This window comes from Bacillus sp. Xin1 (assembly GCF_013314535.1).
Lineage (GTDB): Bacteria > Bacillota > Bacilli > Bacillales > Bacillaceae_G > Bacillus_A.
Map to the genome: position 1 here is coordinate 1 of NZ_JABUAE010000038.1, position 24,184 is coordinate 24,184.

The window sequence follows — 24,184 nt, forward strand, 5'->3', positions numbered from 1 at the left end:
TAATTTCAACTTACGACTAATTTCACCAATCTCTTGCATACGATTTCCTCTATGCTTTGGATCACCAACAATAAGCTGTAAATAATCAATCGCTATTAATACCTTTTTATCTGGATGTTTACGTTTCAGTTTTCTGGTCTTTGCATAAATTTCTTGCATTGTTACATTTGCCTTATCGTATATTTCCAGTGGGAGATTGTTAATCAACCCCATTGCTTGGCTGATTTTTTCCCAATCTTTGATATTGCAAAGTTTCTTAGGGTTTTTCATTTTGGTTGCCTCAACATTACCAGCACTAGAAATCATTCGCTTGAGCAATTGTTCTTCTCCCATCTCTAGTGAAAAGATTCCAACTGTTGTATCCGAACTTGCTGCATGATAAGCAACGTTTAGTACAAACGCCGTTTTTCCCATTGCTGGACGTGCGCCAACAATAATTAAGTCTCCTGTCTGTAATCCAGAAGTCATTCGATTAAAATCGTTATATCCAGTGTTTATACCTGTTAAATCGCCAACATCGATTTGCATCTTCTTATATAGCCCAACAAGCGTTTCTTTTAAATCAAACTCACCTGAATAACCCGTTTCCTCTATCGCATTTAGTTCATCGATTGTATCGCTGATTACACTAATATCTTTGTCCTTCTGAAGACGCTTATATAAATCACCAGCAACCTCTTGAGCGTGTCGCATTTTCCATGCTTCTATCACAAGTCCCTCGTGATACGTAAAGTTTTTTGTTGTCGCAACGCCCTCAGCTAAATTAACTAAAAACTGAATGCCACCAATTTGATTTATAAAACTATCCAATTTTTCAACTACAGTCACAAGATCTATAGGACTTTCATTATCTTCAAGTTCTCTCATCGCTTTAAAAATGGCTTGATGTGTTGGAAGAGAAAACTGATTTGATTTTAACTGACAATCTTTTATCAAATCCCCTTCCATGATGATGCTGCCTAAAACACTTTGCTCAGCTTCTAAATTACGAATGATGTCGTTACTCATTATTGCATCCATCCATTCTGTTGATTAAGTGCTGCAAGTTCTTCATCAGTAGCGATATTTTGATTCCACTCTTTTTGTTGCTGCAATACTTGTTTAGTAGATTCAAACATAGCAACAGATTGATATGCTGGCTGTTGTTTTACTTGTGTTGTTCGTTTAGCACGAAACTCTTTGTCGGCTACTTCAACATCAGTTACTGTTTTAAAGCCTTTAACATGCCAATCTCTCAAAATTGAATTTACATAAGACATATTTCTTGTATTTTTTTCTTGAGCAATTTCCATCGCTTTAACAACTAGTTCTGCATTTAAATCATCTACCCATGCAAGAATTCCTTCTGCGATAAAAGGTGTCATGAATCCAAAGTTTTGTTCGTAAAAAGAAATTGGATTAACTTCAACAACGTCCGTGCGCTCTTCTTCTTGTTGTTGTTTTTGTTTTTCTTTTTCTTTTTCTTTTTCCCCACTTATCGTTAACGTATCGTGGCACGTATCGTGAACAGCAAGAAAATCTTCGAAAATAGCACGAATTTTATCATTTTTAACTTTTGGAGTTACTAAGCTAATAAGACTAATATCTGTTACTCCATCAAGTTCTTTGCGAACACAATCTTCAATTGGTTTACCGCCTCTATTAAGGTTATATTTACCCCAATTGATAATTGCTAGTTCTCGTGTTTCTGGATTGTATTTAACCAATTTATGATGATTTTCAAAACGATCTAAGAGTGCATTAATACTTTCCATGGAGTATCCTAAATCAAAAGCCATTTGTTTCTTTGTAATTTGATATACACCAATTTGTGTAGTACATGGGTTTGTAAGAAGATACAAATTGAATAATTTATCTTCTGGAGTCATCTCCTCGATAACTTTTGCATCCTGCCAAAATGAAACTTGTACTGGTCTATAAAGTGCCATGTTATTCATCCTCCCGTTTATATATCGCAAATCCATCCTCTATACGTAATAAGCGCTAATTCTTATATCTCGTTTTAAGATATTGCTTTACTAAATAAACAAGATGCTGTTCTAATGTCGACTGCTGGATTATTTATTGCTTCAGCACACTCCTTTCTTACTTGAGCAGCTTTCATTAATTTGCTTGCTGATAAAACTCCATTCATGACTTTTCACCATCCTTAATTATTTTTTAAAAAGGGAATCCACAGTTGTTTTGAAATATTTAGCAAGTATTTTTGCTTCAGTAAGACTAAAATCTCTTTTGCCACATTCTTTCAAGTGATAACTTTGCTTTGTTATGTTTATCACTTTAGCTGCTGCTTCCTGTGTCATACGTTGTTCTCTACGAGCAATAAATAAATTTTGATACATGTTTCACACCACCTCGGTTCGATAATTATTAATATATAATTCGTAATATCTTATTAACTATTAATTTACGACAGCATTTTTCGACATTTTGTTTTTAAAAAAGTGAGGCTTTCTTCTTCAAATTCACTACCTTTAAACGGTAGTTCCATTCAAAAAAAATCATCGTCATAGTTACCATCGTTTATTATGGGTAATCGAATGTAATCAGAAGGGATTTTGTATACAATAGATGCTTTTTGCAAAATATGACCTGGAATAGCAGTTATACCTTGTTCATAATTACGTAGGGTTTTTCCTGTAATATCTAACAATTCAGCTGCTTCATCTTGTCTTAATCCTACATTTACTCTAGCAGCTTTTAATGTTATCTGAAACATCAAGTTACCTCCTTTCAATAATTTCTAAGCTTAATATACTACCTTTAAACGGTACAGTCAATACGAAATAGTACATAAAATACTTTTTAACGGTATTTTATACCTTTACACAACTACCGAAAAACGGTAAAATACTATTAGAAAGTGAGGTGAGACAAATGGATGCACAGAAAATGAAAGAAATTTTTGCAAATAACTTAAAAAAATATTTAGAACGTAATGGCATCACACAGACTTATCTAGCTAACGACATAAATATCCCTGAAACAACTGTTTCAAACTGGATTAAGGCTAATACTTATCCAAGACCAGATAAAATACAGTTATTAGCTGATTACTTTAAGGTTAATCGCTCTGACTTAACTGAAGATAAACCCTCTAATTTATATGACGCTAATGTTCATCCGGTTAAGGTGCCGATATTAGGAAAAATTGCATGTGGTCTACCTATATGTGCTGAGGAAAACTTTGAAGGGTTTCGTTATGAAACATCTGATATTTTACCACAAGGAGAAATATATTACTTAGAAGCCAAAGGTAATTCAATGGAACCAACTATACCTAATGGAGCTTTTGTATTAATTAGAAAGCAAGATGATGTGGAAAACGGAGAAATTGCAGCAGTTCTTGTTAATGGAGATACTGAAGCTACTTTAAAAAGAGTAAAAAAACAAGGAAATGTTGTAATTTTAATGCCAGATAACCCTTCATACGAACCAATAATCATCACTCCAAGTGTACCGGCACGAATTATTGGGAAAGCAATACGCTATACAAGGGATCTTTAAATTTCTAGCGCTAGAAATTTAACATTCAGGAGTAGACGACGGTCTACTCTTTTACTACAAGAAAGGAGATCCTTATGACAATTTATAAAGATGAAAAAAGAGGAACTTATTACTTTATTGTCAGAGTTCGGCAGTTTGACGGAACATTAAAACAAGTAAAACGTCGTGGTTTTAAAACAAAAAAAGAAGCGCGTACAGCGGAAGCGAAAGCTCTCATACAAACTGAAGCCAATTCTAAATTAACTTTTTCACAAATGGCAGAAGAGTATTTTGAATGGTACACTCAACGAAGAAAACAATCCAGTGTACATGCTATTAAAAATATTATCTACAATCACATACTAGAAGAGTTTGGGAAAATTAAAATTGATCAAATCACAGCAAAGCATGTCATGAATTATCAAAATAAAATTATTGATAAATACTCAGCTATGTTTTTAAAAAAGATTCACTCTACTCTTTCTGCTATATTTAATTTCGCAATCAAATTCCACGGTTTATCTAACAATCCAGCCCGAATTGCTGGGAACTTTGAAAAAGAATCAAATAAAAGGATAAATTTTTGGGAATTTAAAGAGTTTAAAAGATTTATTAGCGTGGTGGACGAACCACTATACAAAGCTTTTTTTTCAACACTTTATTATAGTGGGGCTAGAAAAGGAGAACTTTTAGCTTTAACTTGGTCGGATGTTAACTTTGAAGAAAAAACAATCGACATTAACAAAACAAACTATAACAAGCAAATTACTAAACCAAAGACGAAAGCATCTAATCGAATTATCATGTTGCCTAATTTTATAATGGATCTATTAAAAGACACTAAAAAAAGTGCCTCATTAACAGCACCAGTTAAAAATGATTATGTTGTTTTTGGTGAATTTTATGATAGTATATCTACAACTACACTTCATAGAAGATTCGAGAAATATGTAAATATAGCCAAGGTTAAAAAGATAATTATTCATGAATTTAGACATTCTCATGCTTCATATTTAATAAATAGAGGTGTGAGTCCACTTGTTGTAGCGCAACGCTTGGGACATTCAGATGTAGCAACAACTTTAAATACTTATAGTCACTTATATCCATCTAAGCAAGCAGAAGTAGTTGCATTTATGGAAGACGATTCGTTATAATCGTTACCAAAGTGTTACCACAAGCACTAAAACGCTTGGTGTTACTGGTTTGGTATAGAAATTGCCATTCCGTACCAACCCATTCCTTCCCCTCGTCGAGAGTTTGGAATAATATCAGTAATAGCAGTTCCAACTGCAGTCGTAGAAACAGCCCATGTCAAACCGTGAATAATTCGTAAAACAACTAAAGATGCAATACTTACTACCCAATTGTATGAATACATCGTAATACCAAAGAAGATTAGCCCCCAAATGATAAATGACCTTCTTCCGTACCTATCTAACATCCCTCCAATAATTGGACGCGCGATAACAGCTGATATCGTAAACATTCCCATCATAATTCCAACCTGAGATTCACTTCCTCCTAGTTCCTTTATAAATAATGGGAGTGTTGGAACAAGTAAATAAAATCCTGTAAATAAAAATAACATCGCTAAAGTCATTTGAATAAATGACTGAGTCTATAATCGCTCCATAAAAAATACCTCCATATAACCTGTATCAATACTATTTACACTCGTATTGTACATTTTTAATGGTATATTTCCCTCCGTATATAGACGTATTTTTAAATTTAAATGCTCTACCATCGATAGATTGAGTTGGTCTTACGACTTTGTACTTAATTCTACTGGATAAGACTTACTTATACATATAAAAATAATAAAAACAAAGTCGACTCTTTTTCTAGAGCCGACTTTGTTTTTATTATTAACATATTATTATTGACCACCATTTTGATTTGCGTTTGTTTCACCTTGAATATTTCCAGTGCTCGGTGGATTTGGACTAACTTGGCCTTCACCGTCTCCGCCACTTGGTGGATTTGTGCCACCTTGGTTATTTCCGTTTCCATTACCTGGCGGGTTCGTACCACCTTGGTTATTTCCGTTTCCATTACCTGGCGGGTTCGTACCACCTTGGTTATTTCCGTTTCCATTACCTGGCGGGTTCGTACCACCTTGGCCATTTCCGTTTCCATTACTTGGCGGATTTATATTACCTTGATCTTGACCATTTTGATCATTGTTCTTATTTTCTTCATTTTGTTCTTGCTCTTGTTTCTTTTTCTCCTCTTCCATTTGTTGTTTCTTTTGTTCTTCCTCTATTTGTTGTTTCTTTTTCTCTTCTTCCATTTGTTGTTTTTGTTGCTCATCATTTTTCTTCTGTTCATCTGAGTTTGAATTTGACGTGCTCGGATTTGGAGAGGAATCTCGTTTTGCACCTTTCACACGTAATTCATCACCCTCTTGTACAACACTGCTTGGCATTTTGAATTTTGCTTCGCTTGTGCCAAATTTACTCATCATCTCTTTAAAAATTTGTTGAGCAATTTTCGTATTTTTACTGCTTATATAATCTTCAGAACCATCTTTCATATATCCAGTCCAAACTGCCATTGTATATTGCGGTGTATAACCAGCAAACCAACTATCACGCGATGCACTAGCTGGTATACCATATCTCGCTAATTCTTTAGATGAATAATTTGTTGTTCCTGTTTTACCCGCAACATCTAATGAACTTACATTCGCTGCTGTACCTGTACCAGATTTAACAACAGAACGCAGCATATCTGTAATCATATACGCTGTATAGTCTTCCATAACTCGTTTTGATTTCGGTTCAAAGCTTTGAGATTTCCCATCTGGATAAACTACTTTTTTAACAAAGTGTGGCTTTATATATTTACCATCATTACCAAATGCAGCATATGCCCCTGCAATTTCAGTTGGTGATACTTCATTCGTACCAATTGCGGTTGACTCAACCGCATCTTTTTTAAATGGAATACCTAAACTTTCTGCAAAGCTTTGTGCTTTACTTAACCCTACCTCTTTTGCTGTTTTAATGGCTGGTATGTTACGAGACATTTTAAGAGCATCACGCATCGTCATCATACCTTTAAACGTTCTATCAGCATTTTGAACCTGTTGTCCTGTTGAATATTTATATGGTGAATCATCCAGTTGATGATAAGTTGGCCATTTTAAATATTCAATTGCTGGGCCATAGTCAAAAATTGGCTTCATTGTTGAACCTGCTGAACGGTCTAGTTCAATTGCCATATTGTGCCCTTTGAATGTCGCTTTATTTTCACCACGTCCACTACCGATAGCACGAATTTCTCCAGTTTTTGTATCCATAAATGTAAAAGCACCTTGGAATTTATCATTCGGATAACTAATACTGTTTCCGTTTAAAAGATCATCAGCATACTTCTGTGCTTCCGGATCTAAAGTTGTGTAAATAGATAACCCATCAGACCCAACGTTTGCATCCGGTAACTCCTTCTCCACTTCCTTCACAACAGCATCTATAAATGCTGGATATGGCATTTCTGTAATCTCTTTAGGTGGGAGGAGTCCCTCAGTTACAGGAACTTTTGAAGCTTCTTCCATTTGTTTTTTCGAAATATATCCATGACGATTCATTAAATGTAATACAACATTTCTACGCTCTGTCGCTCTCTCTACATTTTGTTGTTTGGTTGGATCATAAATACTTGGTCCCTTTGGTAACCCTGCAAGCATCGCAACTTCTGGTAAAGTCAACTCTTTTAATTCTTTTCCATAATAGTTTTCAGCTGCCGTCGCAATACCATACGAACGGTTTCCTAAGTTGATTTTATTTAAATACATTTCTAATATTTCATGCTTCGAATATTGTTGTTCTAACTTATAGGCTAAATATATTTCTTGTGCCTTACGTTTAGGTGTTTTATCCATAGATAAGAAATAATTTTTAATAACTTGTTGTGTAATTGTACTCCCACCTTGCGAACCATAGTTCCCAGTAAGACTGACTAAAACCGCGCGTGAAGTACCCTTAAAATCAACACCACTATGGTCATAAAAACGTGCATCTTCTGTAGCTAAAAATGCATTTTCTACTAATTTCGGTACTTGATCGTACGTAATATTCGTTCGTTTCTCTTTCCCATATTCATATATTAGATTTTTATCTTTATCATAAATTTTTGCTGATTGTGAATTAACAAGCTTTGATTTTTCAAGTTTAGGAGCATCTTTTATCATAATGAAAAAAGTAGTTACTCCACCTATGAGAGCTACGATTCCAAGTATTAAACACCCAATTAAAAACTTACGAAAAAACGATGTTTTCCCTTTCGTTTTTTCATTATTAGTACTTGGTTGCTTTTTCTTTCGCACTTGTCTTCGCTCTTCTCGAGAACGATAATTTTCTGACATGTTGCTTTCTCCTGCCTTTCAATCCTCTTGTTGATTTATCATCAATAAATAAGTCTACTCTTACAATGTTGTTTAATCAAAAAGGCCCCGAACACATTTTTGAATCACTTAAAAAATTCATATTTCGTTGTTTGCATTATCCACCTGTTTCTCTTGATGAAAAATATAACCCTATTAATCTATACGCTTGTAATAGTAAGAAGCATATTCTGTTCATACTGAAACTTGAGCTCGTATTCCTCCTTTTATTCCATATAAATCATTTCTTAAACACCTGTCTAAAATGTCTTCATTGTCAAAGCTTGTATCAAAAAGATACAGACACAACTAATACATTTAAACAATGGTTTCTCCCATGTTCTATATTGACACCCTGTTCCTAAACTCTTAGCCACAAATTGTAAGCTAGTAATTGCATTAAAACTAAATAATTTCTTAACTTAGCTTTGATTATATTCCGGATTAGTTGTACAAAAACTGTCATTTAAAATAGAACTTCCTTCTACACAATCGTTAGCGACAAATCAATAGTGAGAATAAAATATCATAACAATATGAATTTCGTGTGAACTTCTAATAAAATGAATCAACATAGCTAGTGAAGGAGGTAATTATGATATTTTATCTAACAACATATATACTATTTACAATGTACGATTCAGTCAATACGTAACAAAATACACCCTAAATTCTACAACATGCTTTGTAGAATAGTTCTAACAAATATTACTATGTCATAAAATAGAAAAGTGACTGGAAATAACCCTTTACTTTATCTCCAGTCGCTTCTTCAAAAATGACCTATGCACACTACAACTTATAAAGTAAAAATCAGTGGCGTGTTTCTTCATCACATACCAATTATTAGTCCTCACTAATTGGACTTTTACTGATAGTCCCCCCTATATAATTCCTTTTTAGGGTTTTACCGCCTGTTAATAGCAGGATAAACAGTACAAAACAGTTATCAACTTGCCCTTCTCCTACCATAAGTAAACATTACGCATCGAAATACATCCTCTTAAAAACCTGAAACAATTTTACATAAAATGACTGTAAAATGCTTTTCCCTAACAGGAATTACATGCTGAACAGTGATGTTATAAGAACCTGTTTCCTCTCTTTTTTGTTCAACAATTTCATTTAAAATATGTGCTAGAGAATCTTCCTCTTCCAATATTATATCTATAAATTCTTGTTCATTCATATTCTCCACTCCTTCTCAACGACTATATTTCGACCAGATAGCAGGATTTTCCTTTATTAATATCTAAATATATTAAAGAAGGGAGATGAACTAACATGACTTTATATCCAGTAATTTCTAAAAAATTAGTCGCTGTAGGTTATAATCCATCATCTATGATTTTACGAATTGAATTTAGAAATGGTACATATGATTTTTACGATGTACCGGAAAGTATATACAAAGGATTACGAAACGCACAATCCAAAAGCTATTATCATGACACTTATATTAGAAATTCTTATCGTCACACAAAAATTTAAACAGTCTACAGGATAAACAAAACCGATTTATTTCATTGTATAAAAAATATTTTATGTAGAATAAAAAAGTATTACGCTGTTTAAACAACGTAATACTTTTTTACTTCCGATTATTATTTAATCACTACATGTTCCTCTTTAATCCAGCTACTTTGCCCAATATCAATTGCCCCATCTTTTCTATCCCAAACACGATAAGAAATTGAACCATCAATCACACCTTTAAAGTTTATACATTCAGGTTCTGCATAATAATTAACTCCATATCCAGCAGGGTATTTTGAATATGCACAGAACCACTCTACATCAAAGTGATCTAGTTTCGCCCACTGTTTTTCATTCCCTAATCTAATCATATCCTTACCTTCACCGCCCCAATATCCTTCAAATATAAGATAAGGAATTTTATTAGTGATACGTCCAGTAAATATAGGTTTTTCAGGATTCTCATATAAATTAACTCCATAACCTTCAGGGTATTTTGAAAGAGCACTCCCAATACCTACTGTTTGTCCGGAATCTTTTTTTGTCTGACTTACGTCATCTATAAACCAAGAAAGTGACTTATCGCCAACCAAATAATTCAAATCAACTGTCCCAATCCCTTTAACATTCCCTGTTTCAGTATATTGCCATATATCACATGGATAAGCTGGTTTATTACCACCGTAACGTGGAATCCATAGGAAATCCGATTTCACTCCTCTTAAACCATATTTATTATACATGTGATGACCTACGTATATCCAACTTTCCACCCTGCGGCTTTACAAGTATCTATAAATACTTGAGATGCTTCAGCTAGCTTATCCGGTCCGCAACTTTTTAACGTATCATCTTCAACATCAAGAACAAGAAATTTAGCGTTTGAACTTACTCTTTCCATAAAATCTTTCGCTTCTACAACTGCATCCGTTACAGAAACATAGCATCCATAAGCATATGCAGCATGTGGTATACCATATTCTTCTAAATTTGTTACATAACTTCTATACCTCTCATCAACTGTTCTAGAACCATACTGTACACGACATATAGCAAACTCAATTTGCGGTGCAGCCACATCCCAAGCGATATTACCGTTCCACTTAGAAATATCAATAATATGTTTGTCCATTACTACTCTTCTCCTTTTGTCATACTGAATTTTAATAGCTAAAGTGATACTTCTAGATTCGATATATTCCTGCAATATGTATATATTAAGAATCGATTACAATAGGTGTTTGTTTTGCTAATTCTATCTAACAATTGACAAGTGGTAAATTAAAATAAATTAATACTATACTTATAGTATTAAACATCTATACTAAATATTAGTAATATTCAATACAAACATTATCAATTCTCTAAATAAGTTAACTATGTTACATTAATACTACGGTTACTATTACCGTTAAATCCTTGCTCCCTTCAAGGGTTTAACATACTCTCCTAATCCAATATATATAATGAAAAAAAGAATCTGTGGCAGATTCTTTTTTCTCGTGGACACTTACTAAGTCAACTGTAACTTTACTTTGTATGACAGGAACATATAATAAATAAATCTCCAAAATGCTAAAAAGCATCCTATTGGACGCTTTTTATTTCATAACCATTTAACTTTCCAATACCAAATAAATCGATTTCTGTATCAGTTAATTTCGGGATGAATTTCATTATTTTTGTCCTACCTTGGAAAACTTCCCCTTCAGTAGTAATAAATTCAAATAGTGGTTGTTCATTTTTCTTCATTGTTTCAATGAAGAGTATATATTTATCAGTAGTTCCGCGTATAATGACTTCCCAGTCTAAATAGTCATCAATCCTTACATAAGCTATTCGAAAATCGATTTCTTCTTTTCTCTCTCCTAAATAAGTAATTTGTTCTACTTCAAACTGTGCCATTTTACTCCCTCCCTTTTATTACATATTCGACAGGAAAGAAGAAAAACCTACACCATAACACCTCTCTCTTTATTTTAAATTACTAAAAATCAAAACTAGAAAAAATAATTATTCCTTAGAGTTCTTAACTTATCTTATCTTAAAAATAAAAAAGCCCTTTCATTCATACTAAATTTCCTAATAACTACAGTTTCAGTTTCACACCTCTAGCGTGATTCCCATTTGCCAAAATCGCTGTACGAATTGCTTGAATCCAAATTAAAAGAGCACTTAAAAGTGCTCTTTTCGTGATAAGGAGTTTTCAATGAGTATGAAAAAAGCGATTTACGCTTGTCCCATACTTTAATATATGCTCGTTCTGTTCAAAAGGTGTACGGTTTATAAAATAAAAATGCTGCTCCATAAAGAAATTAAAATTTTTATTATTTCACATCAAAATAATTTTCAAATACAAATGTTTGATCACCTATATAATTCAGCATAGTGTTGAGCAATCTTCATATCATTCAAATAATCTTTGAAACCTTGCCCCTCTAAATAATCTAATTTCTCTTACAAGATTGTAAGGATAGTGTAATCTAACACGATTTTTTTATTATCAAAAAAGCAGTATACTCTCTACAGAAACACATAAAAGGAGAAAAGATCATGAAAAAATTTTTAGCTATCATTTCATTATTTGCACTATTTTCTAGTTTTGCTATAGGATGTGAGAGAGCCTATAAAAAAAAAGCCGCTATTCTATAGCAACTTGCTTAGCTAATTCACATTGCAATCTATATTCTTCTAACTCCCAAATTTTATCAATAATGCGGTCTTTGCAACATTGAATGCCAATATTCACATCATAATTAGCAGGGGCTACACATGCGCTAGATTGGGTTAAAATGAATCCATTCGGCAACTTAGCAACCACTACTGTACATTTGCCATGAAACTCCTCAACTGTCCATCGAGTCTTTTCTAAAATACTATTAATATCTTCTTGTGTTACAGTATTCTTCATTTACTTCTCACCCTTCTGCATTTGTTTTTTACCCTTCTTCTCTTCGATGTCTAACTTATGATGTTATAACTCTAAGCTTTGTTCCTGCTTTTCCCTTTGCTCTTCTTGTATTTGTTACTCTTGTTCCACCTGTTGTTATACTTTTGGCGGTAACTAATCTTATAAGATAGATTTTCGAAACCCATTATGAATATATATATGCACTTCATGATCATAGAAGTCGCGAATTTTTAGCCTTTCTAATAGTAATTGTGGTGGCTGCATTGGGATTTCTCATAAATACTTTTTACCCTTCGTTTTATTTCATTTAAAATAAATTTTTTGTCCAATCTACCGTTTCTTCTTTTATCCCCTCAACCGCAATATTAGATTCAATTAGGCTGTATTCTACTAAATCTTTTTCTCAAACTTTTACGGACAGTTACTACGGGATAAATGTAGAAAAAGAATGATGCAGAAGTGAATATAAAAACTATAACCTAGTGTTCCCTTTACATTTTACAGAGGTAGTATTTCTTACAAAAAAGAATTCAAATTGTGAAAAATATGTAAAATTATCACTAAATATTTGTTATACTCGATGTTAAGTTTGTAATACATAGGGGGATAAGAATGTCAGAAGTTAGAAATAAAAAGGAAAACAAAAAACGCCGCGGATGTGGGTGTTTGGGATGTTTAGGTATTATTATTCTATTAATTATTTTACTTGCTTCATGTTTTAATGGTGACAAGGACACTACAACAAAAGAAGACACAAAAGTAAAAGAAACAACCACAACTAAACAAGAAGACGAACGAAAACAAGAGGAATTGAAAAAACAACAGGAAGAAGAACAAAAGAAACAACAAGAATTGAAAAAGCAACAAGAGGAGCAAAAGAAACAACAAGAACAACAGGCTCAAGTTAAACAAGAAGCTACATCTTCAGCTCCTCAGCCAAATCAAAAACAGTCAACTGAACAAGGTGGCTCATGTAATATTAAAGGGAATAAAAACAGTAAGGGTGAAAAAATTTATCATATGCCTGGACAACAGTTTTATGATAAAACAAATGCTGAAGAAATGTTTTGCTCAGAATCGGAAGCAAAAGCTGCAGGATATAGAGCATCAAAAAAATAGTAATAAAAGCAGACTCTTATGAAGTGAAGTGATCCCAAAAAGTTAAACAGGTTATTTCATTAGGCAGCTTTTTGGACATGAGCCCGGTATTATACCGAGCTCATGTCTTTTAGTTTTGTCTTAATTCTTTTATGATTATAGTATTTTATATACTTTGCGAATATTGCTTTTCCACCTTCATTACTATTTAAATACCGTCTCACTGCTCGTGTTTTTTCTTTTAAAGAAAATTTAGCTATAAAAAACTATACTCCAATTATAGCCAACTCTTCCCACTACCGAATATCAAAATGCTTTTCTTCTACAAATGTTTGTTGCCCAATATCAATCCAGCCATCTTCACGAGAATAAATATCATATGCAGTTGTACCATCAACTCGTCCCTTGAAACTTCCAACTGGAGCACCCGGTGCTGTATAAGTGTTGATGCCATACCCAGCAGGATATTTTGAATAAGCCCGGAACCATTGTACGTCAAAATGCTTCTGTTCAGCCCATTGTTGTCCACCAAGGCAAATCATATTTTGGTCACCACCATACCAAGCGCCAGCAAGAATTAGATATGGTGTTTTATCAGTGATACGACCATTATAATAGCCGTCTTTAGGTGCTGTATATAAATTAATCCCATATCCTTCACGGTATTTTGAAATAGCAATACCAATACCTTTTGGTTGGTTATTACTTGCATCCTCTCCTGTAAACCAAGAAAGTGGTTTACCTCCAACCAATTGATTTAAATCACAAGTGCCAATACCAGATACATTCCCTTTGTCAGTATACTGCCAAATATCACATGGAAATGCTGGTTTATTTCCGCCATAACGAGGTATCCACACAAAATCTGTATTTACTTTATCCATTCCAAAAGGCTCGTACATTTGATGAGCTACGTATAACCCTATCTTTCCAGCACCTAAGCGCCGTAATTCATCGATAAATGCTTGTGTACCAGCTCTCATGTCATCCATTGTCTTGACTTCAACGTCCGCTACCCAAACCGTAGCGCTCTTGTCACCGCGGTTCCAAAAGTCTTGTGCTTCTTTCTTTGCATCAGCAATAGATACAAAACGACAAAATGCGTAGTTTCCAAATGGTACACCATAATTCTTCATAGACGTTACGTAAGACTTGTACATTGGATCTACATAGGTTGAACCATCTTGTACACGGGCGATAACCCAATCAAGCTGAGGAGCCGCGACTGACCAATCAATATTACCATTCCATTTTGAAATATCTACGATGTATCCCACTATTAAATATCTCCTTTATTATTATCATATTCAAGGCTTGTCTTTTTGCTCTTCACTCCTACAAATTCAAGCACGTTTCTTAAAATATTAGGAAACTTACTCTCCACATGGCTAATATTCATTTTTTCAATTTTTAATGAAAATTCGGCTCATTTTTTTTCGTTTTTGGGGACAATTGATCCCTCAAGTTGATGTGGATGGAGTAGCACCAACATTTCGCAAATTTCGTACGCTAAAAAATTGTTCATTGTTTATTCAAACTACAGTGAACAAAAAAATGAACCTAAACAATCTTATTCTTCAAGACTTTAGGACAACTTATTTTCGAAAAGGTACAGTACCACATTTTAAAACGAAAAAGAGTTATATATTGGAATTCCTATCATATATTTGTCTTATGTTCTATATAGAAGGGAATGTTGAAAAGTGGGGAATAATCACTTTCATAATGTGTTTGCTGTAAAACAGGAACATTTTGGACAAGTTCTTAAATTAAAGAAATTCTTTGAAGAATTGGATATGAATTTTAATGATTTCGCTGATCCTCGCACTCTAGTCAACGTGTTAGAATCAAATCGTGATATAAACTTTTTGAAGTCGTCACAGGAAGCAATCATCGGAGGAGAAGCACTTCAAATTTCAGAATTGATTGAGAAAATTAGTAATCTAATTATTAAAGATATATTAGCACTTCCTACTTATCGTTGGGGAGAAAGTATAAATCAAGATATTGTGAGTCAGGTGACCGATGCTATTACTAACATGTTTATTAATTTAAATAAACAAGATACTGAACCATGGATTTCCTGGTATAACACTGAGAATAGTTTTCCAAGATATACTTATAATATTTTAATCGCTATGGATACTCAGGAAAAAGACTATCTTATAGACGTTTTAGCAATTAGTTTTGATATTTTGGTTGTAAAAAAAACCAAACAGGAAGTTTGTTCTTTCACAGTTAATGATAGTGCACAATGCCTTATAATGATGAAACATATGCTTGTTGGGATTAAATTTGAAGATGTTTATCCCTCCTAACCCCCGCCCTTCTACTTATAAGTAGAGGGGCTGTTATTTTTGTTACACTCTTATATACTTTGAATTACATAGACCATCACATATATATCATATTTTGCTGCTAACTGTTCCAATTTCTTTTCCCTATATTTTGTAACTGTAAAGATAAGATCCGGTTTCTTTTTCTTACTTTGTAAAACGAATTATATATAATTTTCAAAAAAATAAATAAGACACACATATAAGAAGAATGCATGTCTTACATTAAAAATATCACAACCAAATAGAATTATTCCATATCTCTCTTCATTGTAATGAACTGGTTTATTAGAATAATCTAAAAATAATGATTTTTCAAGAACAAAAAACAGTAGTAATATTTAGTGTCCAGCCTCCCATGATAGAACCATCAAATACAACAAAATCATCAAATACAAAAAGGTTCCATACACCATTTGGATCTATTCCATTGAAAACACTTAAAGTCGATCCATATGGTCGTGACGGTGCTGGCGAGGGAAAAGTATCTATAATTATAGGATCAATACCAAGATAATTAGTTGGTTTAAATGTACCAGAAACGATTTGACTATTGTCAGGAAGTAAAGATTGCGCAAAATCGTTAAAAGTTAATTTAACGTTATTAACATCAAACCCATCTCCCGCATCTGCCATAAGAATAACGTTTTGCCCTTGTGGTCCTACAAGTAAAATATCAACATCATCAGGAAATGTATGAGTCAAACCGATTAATGTCACTGTAACTTGAGTAACCCCACCAGATAAACCTGTAACATTAATGCTAGACGGATACGGTGTTGCTAGACCTTCGGGTGGTATAACAATTGGAGACAAATTACTAAATGTCGCTGTGGAAACGCTACAAGGAGTAGGACAAGAAACAGAACGAAGTCTGCATTTTTTTCTATTAAATGGAGACAAAAAATTCACCTCACTTATCTATACTATTATATTTAATGCAAAAATGAAGATTTTGCTTCTTATACTTGTCCTATTTATAGAGTACTTTAGATAATTTATTTACTAACGAATAAATGTAGAAAAAAACGATACGGAAGTGAATATAACGAATATGGTTTAGTCTACCCTACCTTTTACGGAAACCCTTGCAGTTTGACACAGCTGTGGAAAAAGCTTATAAAGAAAAGTGAGGTTCCTAATATTCGGTTCCATGATCTAAGACATACTCATGCAACTTTAATGTTGAAACAAGGGATTCATCCGAAGATTGTAAGTGAACAACTAGGACATAAAAGAGTAGGCATTACATTAGACACCTACTCACATGTCATACCAGGACTTCAAGAAACTGCGGTGGACCAATTTGCAAACGAATTGTTCGGAAATAAAACCGTTCGTTAGAAATTCGTTAGAAGTTTCGATTTTCCAATGAAATTACCACCTAAAAAATACAAAATAAAACAATTTTAAAGGGAGCGAAAAACATGAAAGAAATCAAGAGTGACAAGGAATTTAAGGACATTATCGCAAGCGAGGAGCCAGTAGTAGTTAAGTTCTTCACTACATGGTGTCCAGATTGCGTACGGGTGAAGTAGTGCGGTTTATGCATGATTATGCAAGGTTAAAAAACGTTATATTATAAGGGTTTAGAGGACATATCAGCGACCATTTACCTCTTGCCATTACTTGGAAGTATTCGTTTGGTTTGCAGTTTTGTTTGCAATTTGGTTTGCAAACTTGTTAGCACTTTCTTATATTTCTTCTACTAAAAACCTCCATTGTATTTCTTCTATTACTCATCACTCTCACTGCCATTATGACGCAAATCATCAGTTAAATTATGAAATTTTAAAAATTTCATAATTTAATATCCTTATTTTGAGTATTTTATCTGAACTCCTTAATAAATAAAAACATTATTACCTATGTTTATGGCTACGTAATAAATTCTTTTTTCGTTTTGGGGAACAATCAATTTCTTAAGTTGATGGCAATGGGGTCACCATACATGCCTATCAACTTAAGAAATTGCTTTATTCAAAAAAATTTTTTAGAGTAAATTGTTTTTTGAGCCAGAAAGGCATATTTTTAACTATAAAAACTATGACAAAATTTATTCGGTTTTCCTTTTTGCCTACTTACTAAATTCAGCAAGTAAAATATTTTTAAATGGATCAGGACTATCAGCTTTAAGGCTGTTCAAATTGACGGTCAATGTATGCTTGCCTCCAAGTGTGCCACCAGCAAAAGTGGTAAACCCTAGAACGCTACCTTTGTGTCCCCATATCGAGACACCGTTCGGAAGCTTAGTTTCAAAGATTCCAAGCCCATATCCGGTTCCTTCTCTTCCTGTAGGAACTGTAGTAAGCATTTGTTTTAGTTGCTGTTCCTTCAGTAATTTGCCACTGAGTAAGTAAGAGAAGAATTTGTTTAAGTCGTCAGCAGTAGAAATCATATCTCCATCCGAGCTACCTGGGTTAATATAAGTAACGTCTTTTAGCTCACTCGCTCCGTCTAGTTGGAAATAGCCACGGGCATGCTTGGTGCCTGGAATCACGCTTGAATTGCCAGATAGGAATGTATTTGACAAATCAAGCGGTTCAATAATCCGATTTTCAACCTCTTCCGCATAGCTGTTTCCAGTTACTTTTTCAATAAGGATCCCCAGTACTACGTATCCTGTGTTTGAATAAGACCAACCCTTTCCTGGGGCAAAGTCTGGGGGAAGAGAAATTCCCATCTTTACGAATTCTTCAGCCGTATACGATTTTTTTGTATCCATAATATCAAAGTCTTTTGAATTTACATAGTCAGCGATACCACTTGTATGATTCAATATCTGCCGGATAGTAATCTGGTTACCATCATATCCGTTTCCTTGAATGACACCAGGCAACCATTTTTCAATGGAGTCGTCTAGATTCAAACGGTTCTCTCCAGATAATTGAAGTAGAACTGTTGCAATGAACGTCTTCGTTACACTACCAATGCGAAAGCGAAAATCTGTTTTCATTGGTTTCTTGGTGCTCAGGTCCGCTAACCCAGCGGCATAACTCCACGTTTTTCCACCCTCAGAAGTTTTAGCAATTATCCCAGGATATCCAAGTTGCAATGTATCCCGCATTGCCTCTTTGACGGAATTACGTTCTCTTTGAGTGCTTGTTTGTAACGGACTAGATACATTTTGAATGGCCTCCGCTTTTACAATTGAGGTTGGAGTTGTGTATAACAAGGAACCTCCTGTTATTAAAAGGACTAAACCTCTAAATGTAATTTGAAATTCCTTTTTCATAATGGTATTCTTCTCCTCTATTCATATTATTGTATAGATGGTTATTTGCTGTCTCATACTATCCATACAGCTCATCTTTTAACCAAAGACAAAAGGATAACTTTGAATTTGCAATCATCTGTGTACCAATTATTTCTACAAACAACTTTCTGACCTAATAAATGATTAATCCCTTTTTTTCAGATGTATGTTAACCATTGTAATTTCTTCTTTTCTTCCATAGAGTTTTGTTAATTAATTTGTTTTTATATAAATATATAGTATCTATTCCCCCTCTCGTTCTTCTCTACATTTTGATCATACACAATGAAAATCTCTTTTTTCTTACTCCTTTCTTACAAATTCCTTACGTTCAAAACCACTTCTATAATTCGGTGGTTTTTATTTTAAGAAAACTCAGTTCTATTAACTTGATAGGCATAGGGTACCGCCACATCGCCATCAAGCTAAGAAATACAAATACCCCCAAAACGAGAAAATTGACATCTTCATGTGAAAATGTACAATTTTTTTGTTTTTTGGGGTTATAAAATTCTTAAGTTGATAGGCATGTGGGGTGGTACCCCTTGTAACAAAAAAGCTTATTTATCGTTTTTGGGGTGACCTGTTTTCTTAGGTTGATGGCAATGTATGGTGACCCCTGTTGGAGTATTTGCAGTACTAATCACTATTTTTTTAGTGATTTTTTTGGAATCATCACCATGTAGAGTGATAATAAAGTTGTTATATCAACAATAAAGTCGTTTGAAAAATTATCAAGATCTAAATTATAAAAATTCTTTTATTCAATTAAAGCGCCCTTTAATAGCATAACCAAGATATGTCTCAATCCTAAAATCACTGAATTGTTCTTGGACTAATACCCCTTTTGTTCAAAATACATCCATTTCGGAGATGAACAATTAGGGAGACTCCCCCTACTTCGCCAATCAAAACAATTCGTCTCTCAGCACTAGATCGAGCCAGGCTTTAGCCTCATTGTAAAGAATCGGATTGTTTTCCGGCGTGTAGTAAGCGAGGATTGCGACTGCTTGTGATACGACCCATCCACGGGCCCTTGCCCACGTAGCGTCATCCATCGGAAAAGCCTCACGGAACGCATCACGCGCCGCTGGCGAATGCAACTTCCATGCAACCATCACATCGCACGCAGGATCGCCGATGCCCATTTCACCCCAATCAATCACACCGCTAATGCGCTTATTTCGTACGAGCCAGTTACGTACATCTAGATCGCCGTGATGCCAAACAGGAGGGCCGTTCCACGGAGGCGCAGCAAGAGCCGACTCCCACACAGCAGAAACTGCAGGGTCGCCATCAAATCGCGCTAGCCAGTATCGAAAGTCCTTGTCCCGTTGGGCCAAAGGAATGCCACGTCCTAACGGCCCTCCCGATGAATTGACTTGTTGCAGTGCTGCGATGAACGCTGCAAGATCACGCGCTGCCTGAATCTCGTCAATTTCCTCTATAGGCACCGTATCGCCCTCAACCCACGTATGTACCTCCCAAAACCATGGATATTCGTTATTGGGACGCCCCTGAGCGATAGGCATAGGGATATCAAGCGAAACTAATGGTGCAAGTTTTGGCAGCCATGTGAACTCGCGACTTCCTGGTGTCGTCGGACCTGCCCTTCGTGCGAGCCGAACGGAATATTCGTCGCCAAGTCGGAAAATGGCGTTTACCGTGCCAATTGGCTCAACCCGCCGTAGGGACTGTTTTGCCCAGTTTGGGAACTGATCCACAAGCAAACTACGCACAAGGCGCTCGTCAATTTCCAATTCGTCAACGTGCATCTTCTCACACATCGCACGCTCCCCCCTCCGTAGCTCTGACGTACAATTCGCAACCGCCGTGTCCTTCATAAACGTTCTGATATTTCCATCCCGTAAAATTCATCACATTGTAACCCCCTCGGATCATTACATGTCACCCAACTTGTTTTTTGGGTTGAGTATTATGGAGCATTGCTCCCGATTAGATTAAAGGTTCTGTTGCAAAAACCTCAAGATAATTGCAAGTAATCTCTAAATATTGGCCATACTAATACTAGTATTCTAAAAAGGACGTGATCAGTATGAAAAATCAAAATCTATTCAAACGGAAACATTATCAACAGGATATTTGTCCTAGTTTAAATGGGTGGTATTGTTACTAAACCTAACAATACGGACACTAGACTTGTATTCAAGTAGATGTATGCCTGTGTTGTCAGTATGGAACCATACATCATGTTCCTTCGGTAATTGAAGGAAGCTATCTATAATTTTTGTAATCACTCCTCCATGGGAAACAATCGCAATTCGTTTGTACTGTTTACTCCTTTCTCTAACAGCTGCAAGGATGTTCTCAGCACGCAATCTAAAGTCGAGTTTACTCTCCCCCTTCTGCATTTCACATAACTCAATTAGATACTCTACAGGGCATTTAGCAGCATTACTCAAAATTTCAGTAGATTGAATTGCTCTTAATAGAGTACTCGACCAAATAAATTCTGGAGGAAATTCCTTTAATATATAACTAGACATTTTTTCAACTTGTTCCAATCCCCTTTTAGTTAATTGTAAATCGGTAGATCCTTTATAACCCTCTTCTAAAAAATCATCTTCAGATTCTCCATGACGAATTAGTAGGATTTGCATCCATTTCACCTCTTTAGATATTTGTCCTTTCTTTTCTAACTTAGACATACCTGATTGGAATCCCTTAAGCATCTCGATTATGTAGGATGTATAACCTATACAAGTTAGATTAACATAACACCTCATCCAATAGGGTTTATTTGGTATGCAAATCTGCAAAGAACTTCCACTGGATCTTTAGAAAAGAGAAAATACCTCACGTGAAATTAAACTTATATAATCTTAGCTTGATGGGCATGGGGTACCGCCACATCGCTATCAAGCTAAGGCTTTGAAGTACCCCCTAAACGAAAATTTTGTGTTTTTATAGCACCGAAGTTCATTTTTATCGTTTTTGGGGTGAATCGTTGCCGTACCTCTTAGACGGTTAACTAACCCCGATTTTTTCCATTTTGACGACATGCTCAATGTCGCAGAAAAATAAGTTTATTTTCTGTTCCTGAAAGCAGCCTTTTTATATTTTCCATATGCCTGAAAATAACCATAAACGCCATTAGGAATGCAAATATATAAAAATATAAGGTATTCCCAAAAACAGGAATAAATGAAATGACCGCAACAAGCAATGTAGCACATATTGTACCTAAAGAGACATAACGTGTTAAAGCTACTATTATCACAAAAAAGCCAAGACATAAAAGGGCCATAACCCAGTCAATCATAAACAGCACAGCCACTGCTGTAAGTGCTCCCTTGCCCCCTTTAAACCCAAAATATATCGGCCAGTTATGCCCTATAACCGCCCCTGCGCCTGCCGCTAAAAGGCTTACGCAATCTTTAGCCTCCCCCGAATAAAAGTAAACGCTAAGGAACAAGCCTATATAACAAGCAATTATCCCTTTTAATATATCTCCCGCAAGAACAAACACCGCAGCAGATTTCCCAAGTACTCTCAGAGTATTGGTAAGCCCAGCGCTTTTGCTTCCATGGCTTCTTATGTCCTTTCCGTATATTCTCCCTACAATCACCGCTGTATTAAGGCTGCCTAAAAGGTAGCCCAAAGCTAAGGCCGCAAAAATCTTTAAAATATCAATCATCACTCTTCTCCCTTTAAATTATTCTAAATTTCTTTTATTTCTCCATTAATGCAGGGTTTTAGCATTGTCCTTCTCCAGAAAACTTTTCAATAAACTCCTACTTTTTTTATTCATGTTAAAAGGGCATCTACAATAAGGATACTGATAACGACTGAATAATCAGAAAAAATTACTGGTAAAAAATACTTCATTAGTCACAACATTTTTGAGCCAAACTGCACGCTTTCCTTCTTCTACTTCAATGATCCAATCAATTAATAAAAGGGGGTAACGATGGGGAATAATTTCTTTAATTTGTTGAATATTGAACATGAATTTCTCTCCTTTATACCATAGATAGATATTTTAGTTAGTTTAATTTCCTAAAATTTCATGTTCGAATATTGACAACATTTAGAACCTGGTACTATTATTTGATTATATAACTAAGTGTAAATATAGTAAAGGGGGATAAATGTATGCAATCAAAAGCAAGAATTACAGCTATTGGTACCTATGTACCTGAAAAAAAGCTGACCAATGATGATTTAGAAAAACTAGTAGATACAAATGATGCATGGATTGTACAAAGAACTGGGATGAAGGAAAGAAGAATTGCTGGTGATAACGAATATGCCTCTACATTAGCTTTTAATGCTATTGAAAACTTAATGGAACGTTATCATAAAAGTCTTGTCGACGTGGATTGTATTCTCGTTTCAACAACTACGCCTGACTACACTTTTCCAAGTGTAGCCTGCCAAATACAAGAGCATTTTAATATTCAGCATACAGGCGCTGTTGATTTCAATGCGACTTGTGCTGGTTTTACATATGGATTACATCTGGCGAATGGTTTAATTACATCTGGTCTTCATCGCAAGATTTTAATTGTAACGACAGAAACCTTATCTAAGATTACAGACTATACAGATCGAACTACATGTATCTTATTTGGAGATGGAGCCGCAGCTGTTTTAGTAGAGAAAGATGAAGAAGTGTCTAGCTTTATAGCTACTCATATTGGGACAAATGGGGAAGGAGGTATGCATGTATATCGTAAAAATTTATCTACTACCATGTTTGGAAATCCTTTAAAAACACATGGGAAGATAGTTCAAAATGGAAGAGAAGTATATAAGTGGGCAGCACGGACACTACCAATTGGTATTAAAGAATTGTTACGTCAAGCAGAGTTACAACTGGATGAGGTGAACTGGTTTGTTCCACATAGTGCTAATTTACGAATGATTGAATCTATATGTGAAAAATCAGGTGTCCCACTGGATAAAACATTAACGAGTGTAACATACATGGGGAATACTTCTTCCGTCTCCATTCCATTAGCATTAGATATAGGTATGAACGAAGGAAAGGTGAAAAACGGGGACACTCTCTTACTCTATGGGTTTGGAGGAGGTCTTACACACGCTGGACATATCATTAAATGGCATTTAGCAAAGGAATAGGAGATGAAATATTCAATAGTAACAAACGTATTTTATTACATTAAAAATCTTTATAGGAATTCCGTCCCATCGCTATAAAGCTAAGTTTTTGCGCTACCCATAAAGCAAAAAAGGCGTTATCCTTT

22 protein-coding genes and 7 pseudogenes are annotated in these 24,184 nt (G+C 34.8%); 9 read left to right on the forward strand and 20 right to left on the reverse strand.

The features are described 5' to 3' along the window. The 5 genes from HRG09_RS22780 to HRG09_RS22795 all read right to left on the reverse strand — a co-directional run. A partial coding sequence (locus tag HRG09_RS22780; RefSeq protein ID WP_174103080.1) for a DnaB-like helicase C-terminal domain-containing protein occupies positions 1-1,008 on the reverse strand: 1,008 nt, incomplete at its 3' end. Continuing rightward, complete coding sequence (locus HRG09_RS22785; RefSeq protein ID WP_174103081.1) at positions 1,008-1,928, reverse strand: DnaD domain-containing protein; 921 nt, start codon at positions 1,926-1,928, stop codon at positions 1,008-1,010. The genes HRG09_RS22780 and HRG09_RS22785, both read right to left, overlap by 1 nt. A gap of 74 nt (positions 1,929-2,002) precedes the next feature. Further along, entirely contained in the window at positions 2,003-2,134 is a 132-nt protein-coding gene (locus HRG09_RS29425; RefSeq protein ID WP_262386273.1) for a hypothetical protein, read from the reverse strand. Between the two features lie 19 nt (positions 2,135-2,153). Next, a complete protein-coding gene (locus HRG09_RS22790; RefSeq protein WP_174103082.1) occupies positions 2,154-2,342 on the reverse strand; it encodes a helix-turn-helix transcriptional regulator in 189 nt (62 codons plus the stop codon). Between the two features lie 149 nt (positions 2,343-2,491). Then, positions 2,492-2,719 carry a helix-turn-helix domain-containing protein gene (locus HRG09_RS22795; RefSeq protein ID WP_174103083.1) on the reverse strand — a complete coding sequence of 76 codons (228 nt, stop codon included), beginning with the start codon at positions 2,717-2,719 and terminating at the stop codon, positions 2,492-2,494. A 158-nt stretch (positions 2,720-2,877) separates the two neighbouring features. On the opposite strand from HRG09_RS22795, the gene HRG09_RS22800 reads away from it, so the two are divergent. Beyond that, positions 2,878-3,507 (forward strand): LexA family protein, encoded by a 630-nt coding sequence (locus tag HRG09_RS22800; protein WP_174103084.1) that lies wholly within the window; start codon positions 2,878-2,880, stop codon positions 3,505-3,507. Between the two features lie 74 nt (positions 3,508-3,581). Further along, positions 3,582-4,643, forward strand: a complete 1,062-nt coding sequence (locus tag HRG09_RS22805; RefSeq protein ID WP_174103085.1) for a site-specific integrase — start codon at positions 3,582-3,584, stop codon at positions 4,641-4,643. 53 nt (positions 4,644-4,696) lie between these two features. On the opposite strand, the pseudogene HRG09_RS22810 reads toward HRG09_RS22805, so the two are convergent. The 3 genes and pseudogenes from HRG09_RS22810 to HRG09_RS22820 form a co-directional block, all read right to left on the reverse strand. After that, a pseudogene (locus tag HRG09_RS22810) lies at positions 4,697-5,089 on the reverse strand (MFS transporter); the annotation flags it as partial. A gap of 279 nt (positions 5,090-5,368) precedes the next feature. Continuing rightward, a complete protein-coding gene (locus tag HRG09_RS22815) occupies positions 5,369-7,858 on the reverse strand; it encodes a transglycosylase domain-containing protein (RefSeq protein ID WP_174103086.1) in 2,490 nt (829 codons plus the stop codon). Between the two features lie 1,021 nt (positions 7,859-8,879). Beyond that, complete coding sequence (locus HRG09_RS22820; RefSeq protein WP_174103087.1) at positions 8,880-9,065, reverse strand: hypothetical protein; 186 nt, start codon at positions 9,063-9,065, stop codon at positions 8,880-8,882. 95 nt (positions 9,066-9,160) lie between these two features. Between HRG09_RS22820 and HRG09_RS22825 the strand changes: the two genes are divergently transcribed. Then, a complete protein-coding gene (locus HRG09_RS22825; RefSeq protein ID WP_174103088.1) occupies positions 9,161-9,367 on the forward strand; it encodes a KTSC domain-containing protein in 207 nt (68 codons plus the stop codon). Positions 9,368-9,480: 113 nt separating this feature from the next. Here the strand turns inward: HRG09_RS22825 and HRG09_RS22830 are convergent. The 3 genes and pseudogenes from HRG09_RS22830 to HRG09_RS22840 all read right to left on the reverse strand — a co-directional run. Then, positions 9,481-10,484 (reverse strand): annotated as a pseudogene (locus HRG09_RS22830) (GH25 family lysozyme). Between the two features lie 455 nt (positions 10,485-10,939). Then, positions 10,940-11,257 (reverse strand): hypothetical protein, encoded by a 318-nt coding sequence (locus tag HRG09_RS22835; RefSeq protein WP_174103089.1) that lies wholly within the window; start codon positions 11,255-11,257, stop codon positions 10,940-10,942. Between the two features lie 465 nt (positions 11,258-11,722). Next, positions 11,723-11,809 (reverse strand): annotated as a pseudogene (locus HRG09_RS22840) (RtcB family protein); the annotation flags it as partial. A gap of 96 nt (positions 11,810-11,905) precedes the next feature. Between HRG09_RS22840 and HRG09_RS22845 the strand changes: the two are divergent. After that, positions 11,906-11,977: pseudogene (locus HRG09_RS22845) on the forward strand (YxeA family protein); the annotation flags it as partial. A 16-nt stretch (positions 11,978-11,993) separates the two neighbouring features. On the opposite strand, the gene HRG09_RS22850 reads toward HRG09_RS22845, so the two are convergent. Then, complete coding sequence (locus HRG09_RS22850) at positions 11,994-12,263, reverse strand: Gp49 family protein (RefSeq protein ID WP_174103090.1); 270 nt, start codon at positions 12,261-12,263, stop codon at positions 11,994-11,996. 612 nt (positions 12,264-12,875) lie between these two features. Between HRG09_RS22850 and HRG09_RS22855 the strand changes: the two genes are divergently transcribed. Continuing rightward, entirely contained in the window at positions 12,876-13,382 is a 507-nt protein-coding gene (locus HRG09_RS22855; protein ID WP_174103091.1) for a sunset domain-containing protein, read from the forward strand. Between the two features lie 275 nt (positions 13,383-13,657). Here the strand turns inward: HRG09_RS22855 and HRG09_RS22860 are convergent, their stop codons facing one another. Next, positions 13,658-14,638, reverse strand: coding sequence for a glycoside hydrolase family 25 protein (locus HRG09_RS22860; protein ID WP_174103092.1), 981 nt, complete (start codon positions 14,636-14,638; stop codon positions 13,658-13,660). Positions 14,639-15,064: 426 nt separating this feature from the next. Between HRG09_RS22860 and HRG09_RS22865 the strand changes: the two genes are divergently transcribed. Continuing rightward, positions 15,065-15,679, forward strand: a complete 615-nt coding sequence (locus tag HRG09_RS22865; protein ID WP_174103093.1) for a pesticidal protein — start codon at positions 15,065-15,067, stop codon at positions 15,677-15,679. 50 nt (positions 15,680-15,729) lie between these two features. On the opposite strand, the pseudogene HRG09_RS29850 reads toward HRG09_RS22865, so the two are convergent. After that, positions 15,730-15,822: pseudogene (locus HRG09_RS29850) on the reverse strand (replication-relaxation family protein); the annotation flags it as partial. 190 nt (positions 15,823-16,012) lie between these two features. Beyond that, positions 16,013-16,600 (reverse strand): hypothetical protein, encoded by a 588-nt coding sequence (locus HRG09_RS22870; RefSeq protein ID WP_174103094.1) that lies wholly within the window; start codon positions 16,598-16,600, stop codon positions 16,013-16,015. 90 nt (positions 16,601-16,690) lie between these two features. Here HRG09_RS22870 and HRG09_RS22875 point away from each other — a divergent pair, with 90 nt between their 5' ends. Together HRG09_RS22875 and HRG09_RS22880 are read left to right on the forward strand one after the other, a co-directional pair. Beyond that, on the forward strand, positions 16,691-17,041 hold the full coding sequence (locus tag HRG09_RS22875) for a site-specific integrase (RefSeq protein ID WP_174103110.1): 351 nt from the start codon (positions 16,691-16,693) through the stop codon (positions 17,039-17,041). Positions 17,042-17,124: 83 nt separating this feature from the next. After that, a pseudogene (locus HRG09_RS22880) lies at positions 17,125-17,229 on the forward strand (thioredoxin domain-containing protein); the annotation flags it as partial. 545 nt (positions 17,230-17,774) lie between these two features. On the opposite strand, the gene HRG09_RS22885 reads toward HRG09_RS22880, so the two are convergent. From HRG09_RS22885 to HRG09_RS22905, 5 genes and pseudogenes are all read right to left on the reverse strand, one after another. Beyond that, a complete protein-coding gene (locus tag HRG09_RS22885) occupies positions 17,775-18,932 on the reverse strand; it encodes a serine hydrolase domain-containing protein (protein WP_174103095.1) in 1,158 nt (385 codons plus the stop codon). Between the two features lie 929 nt (positions 18,933-19,861). Beyond that, positions 19,862-20,740 (reverse strand): aminoglycoside phosphotransferase family protein, encoded by an 879-nt coding sequence (locus HRG09_RS22890; protein WP_174103096.1) that lies wholly within the window; start codon positions 20,738-20,740, stop codon positions 19,862-19,864. Between the two features lie 321 nt (positions 20,741-21,061). Then, positions 21,062-21,622, reverse strand: a complete 561-nt coding sequence (locus tag HRG09_RS22895) for a histidine phosphatase family protein (protein ID WP_174103097.1) — start codon at positions 21,620-21,622, stop codon at positions 21,062-21,064. 356 nt (positions 21,623-21,978) lie between these two features. Beyond that, entirely contained in the window at positions 21,979-22,611 is a 633-nt protein-coding gene (gene plsY, locus HRG09_RS22900; RefSeq protein WP_098474531.1) for a glycerol-3-phosphate 1-O-acyltransferase PlsY, read from the reverse strand. Positions 22,612-22,730: 119 nt separating this feature from the next. After that, positions 22,731-22,923 (reverse strand): annotated as a pseudogene (locus tag HRG09_RS22905) (hotdog family protein); the annotation flags it as partial. A gap of 146 nt (positions 22,924-23,069) precedes the next feature. Between HRG09_RS22905 and HRG09_RS22910 the strand changes: the two are divergent. Then, a complete protein-coding gene (locus HRG09_RS22910) occupies positions 23,070-24,059 on the forward strand; it encodes a ketoacyl-ACP synthase III (RefSeq protein WP_174103099.1) in 990 nt (329 codons plus the stop codon). The last annotated feature ends 125 nt before the right edge of the window (positions 24,060-24,184 follow it).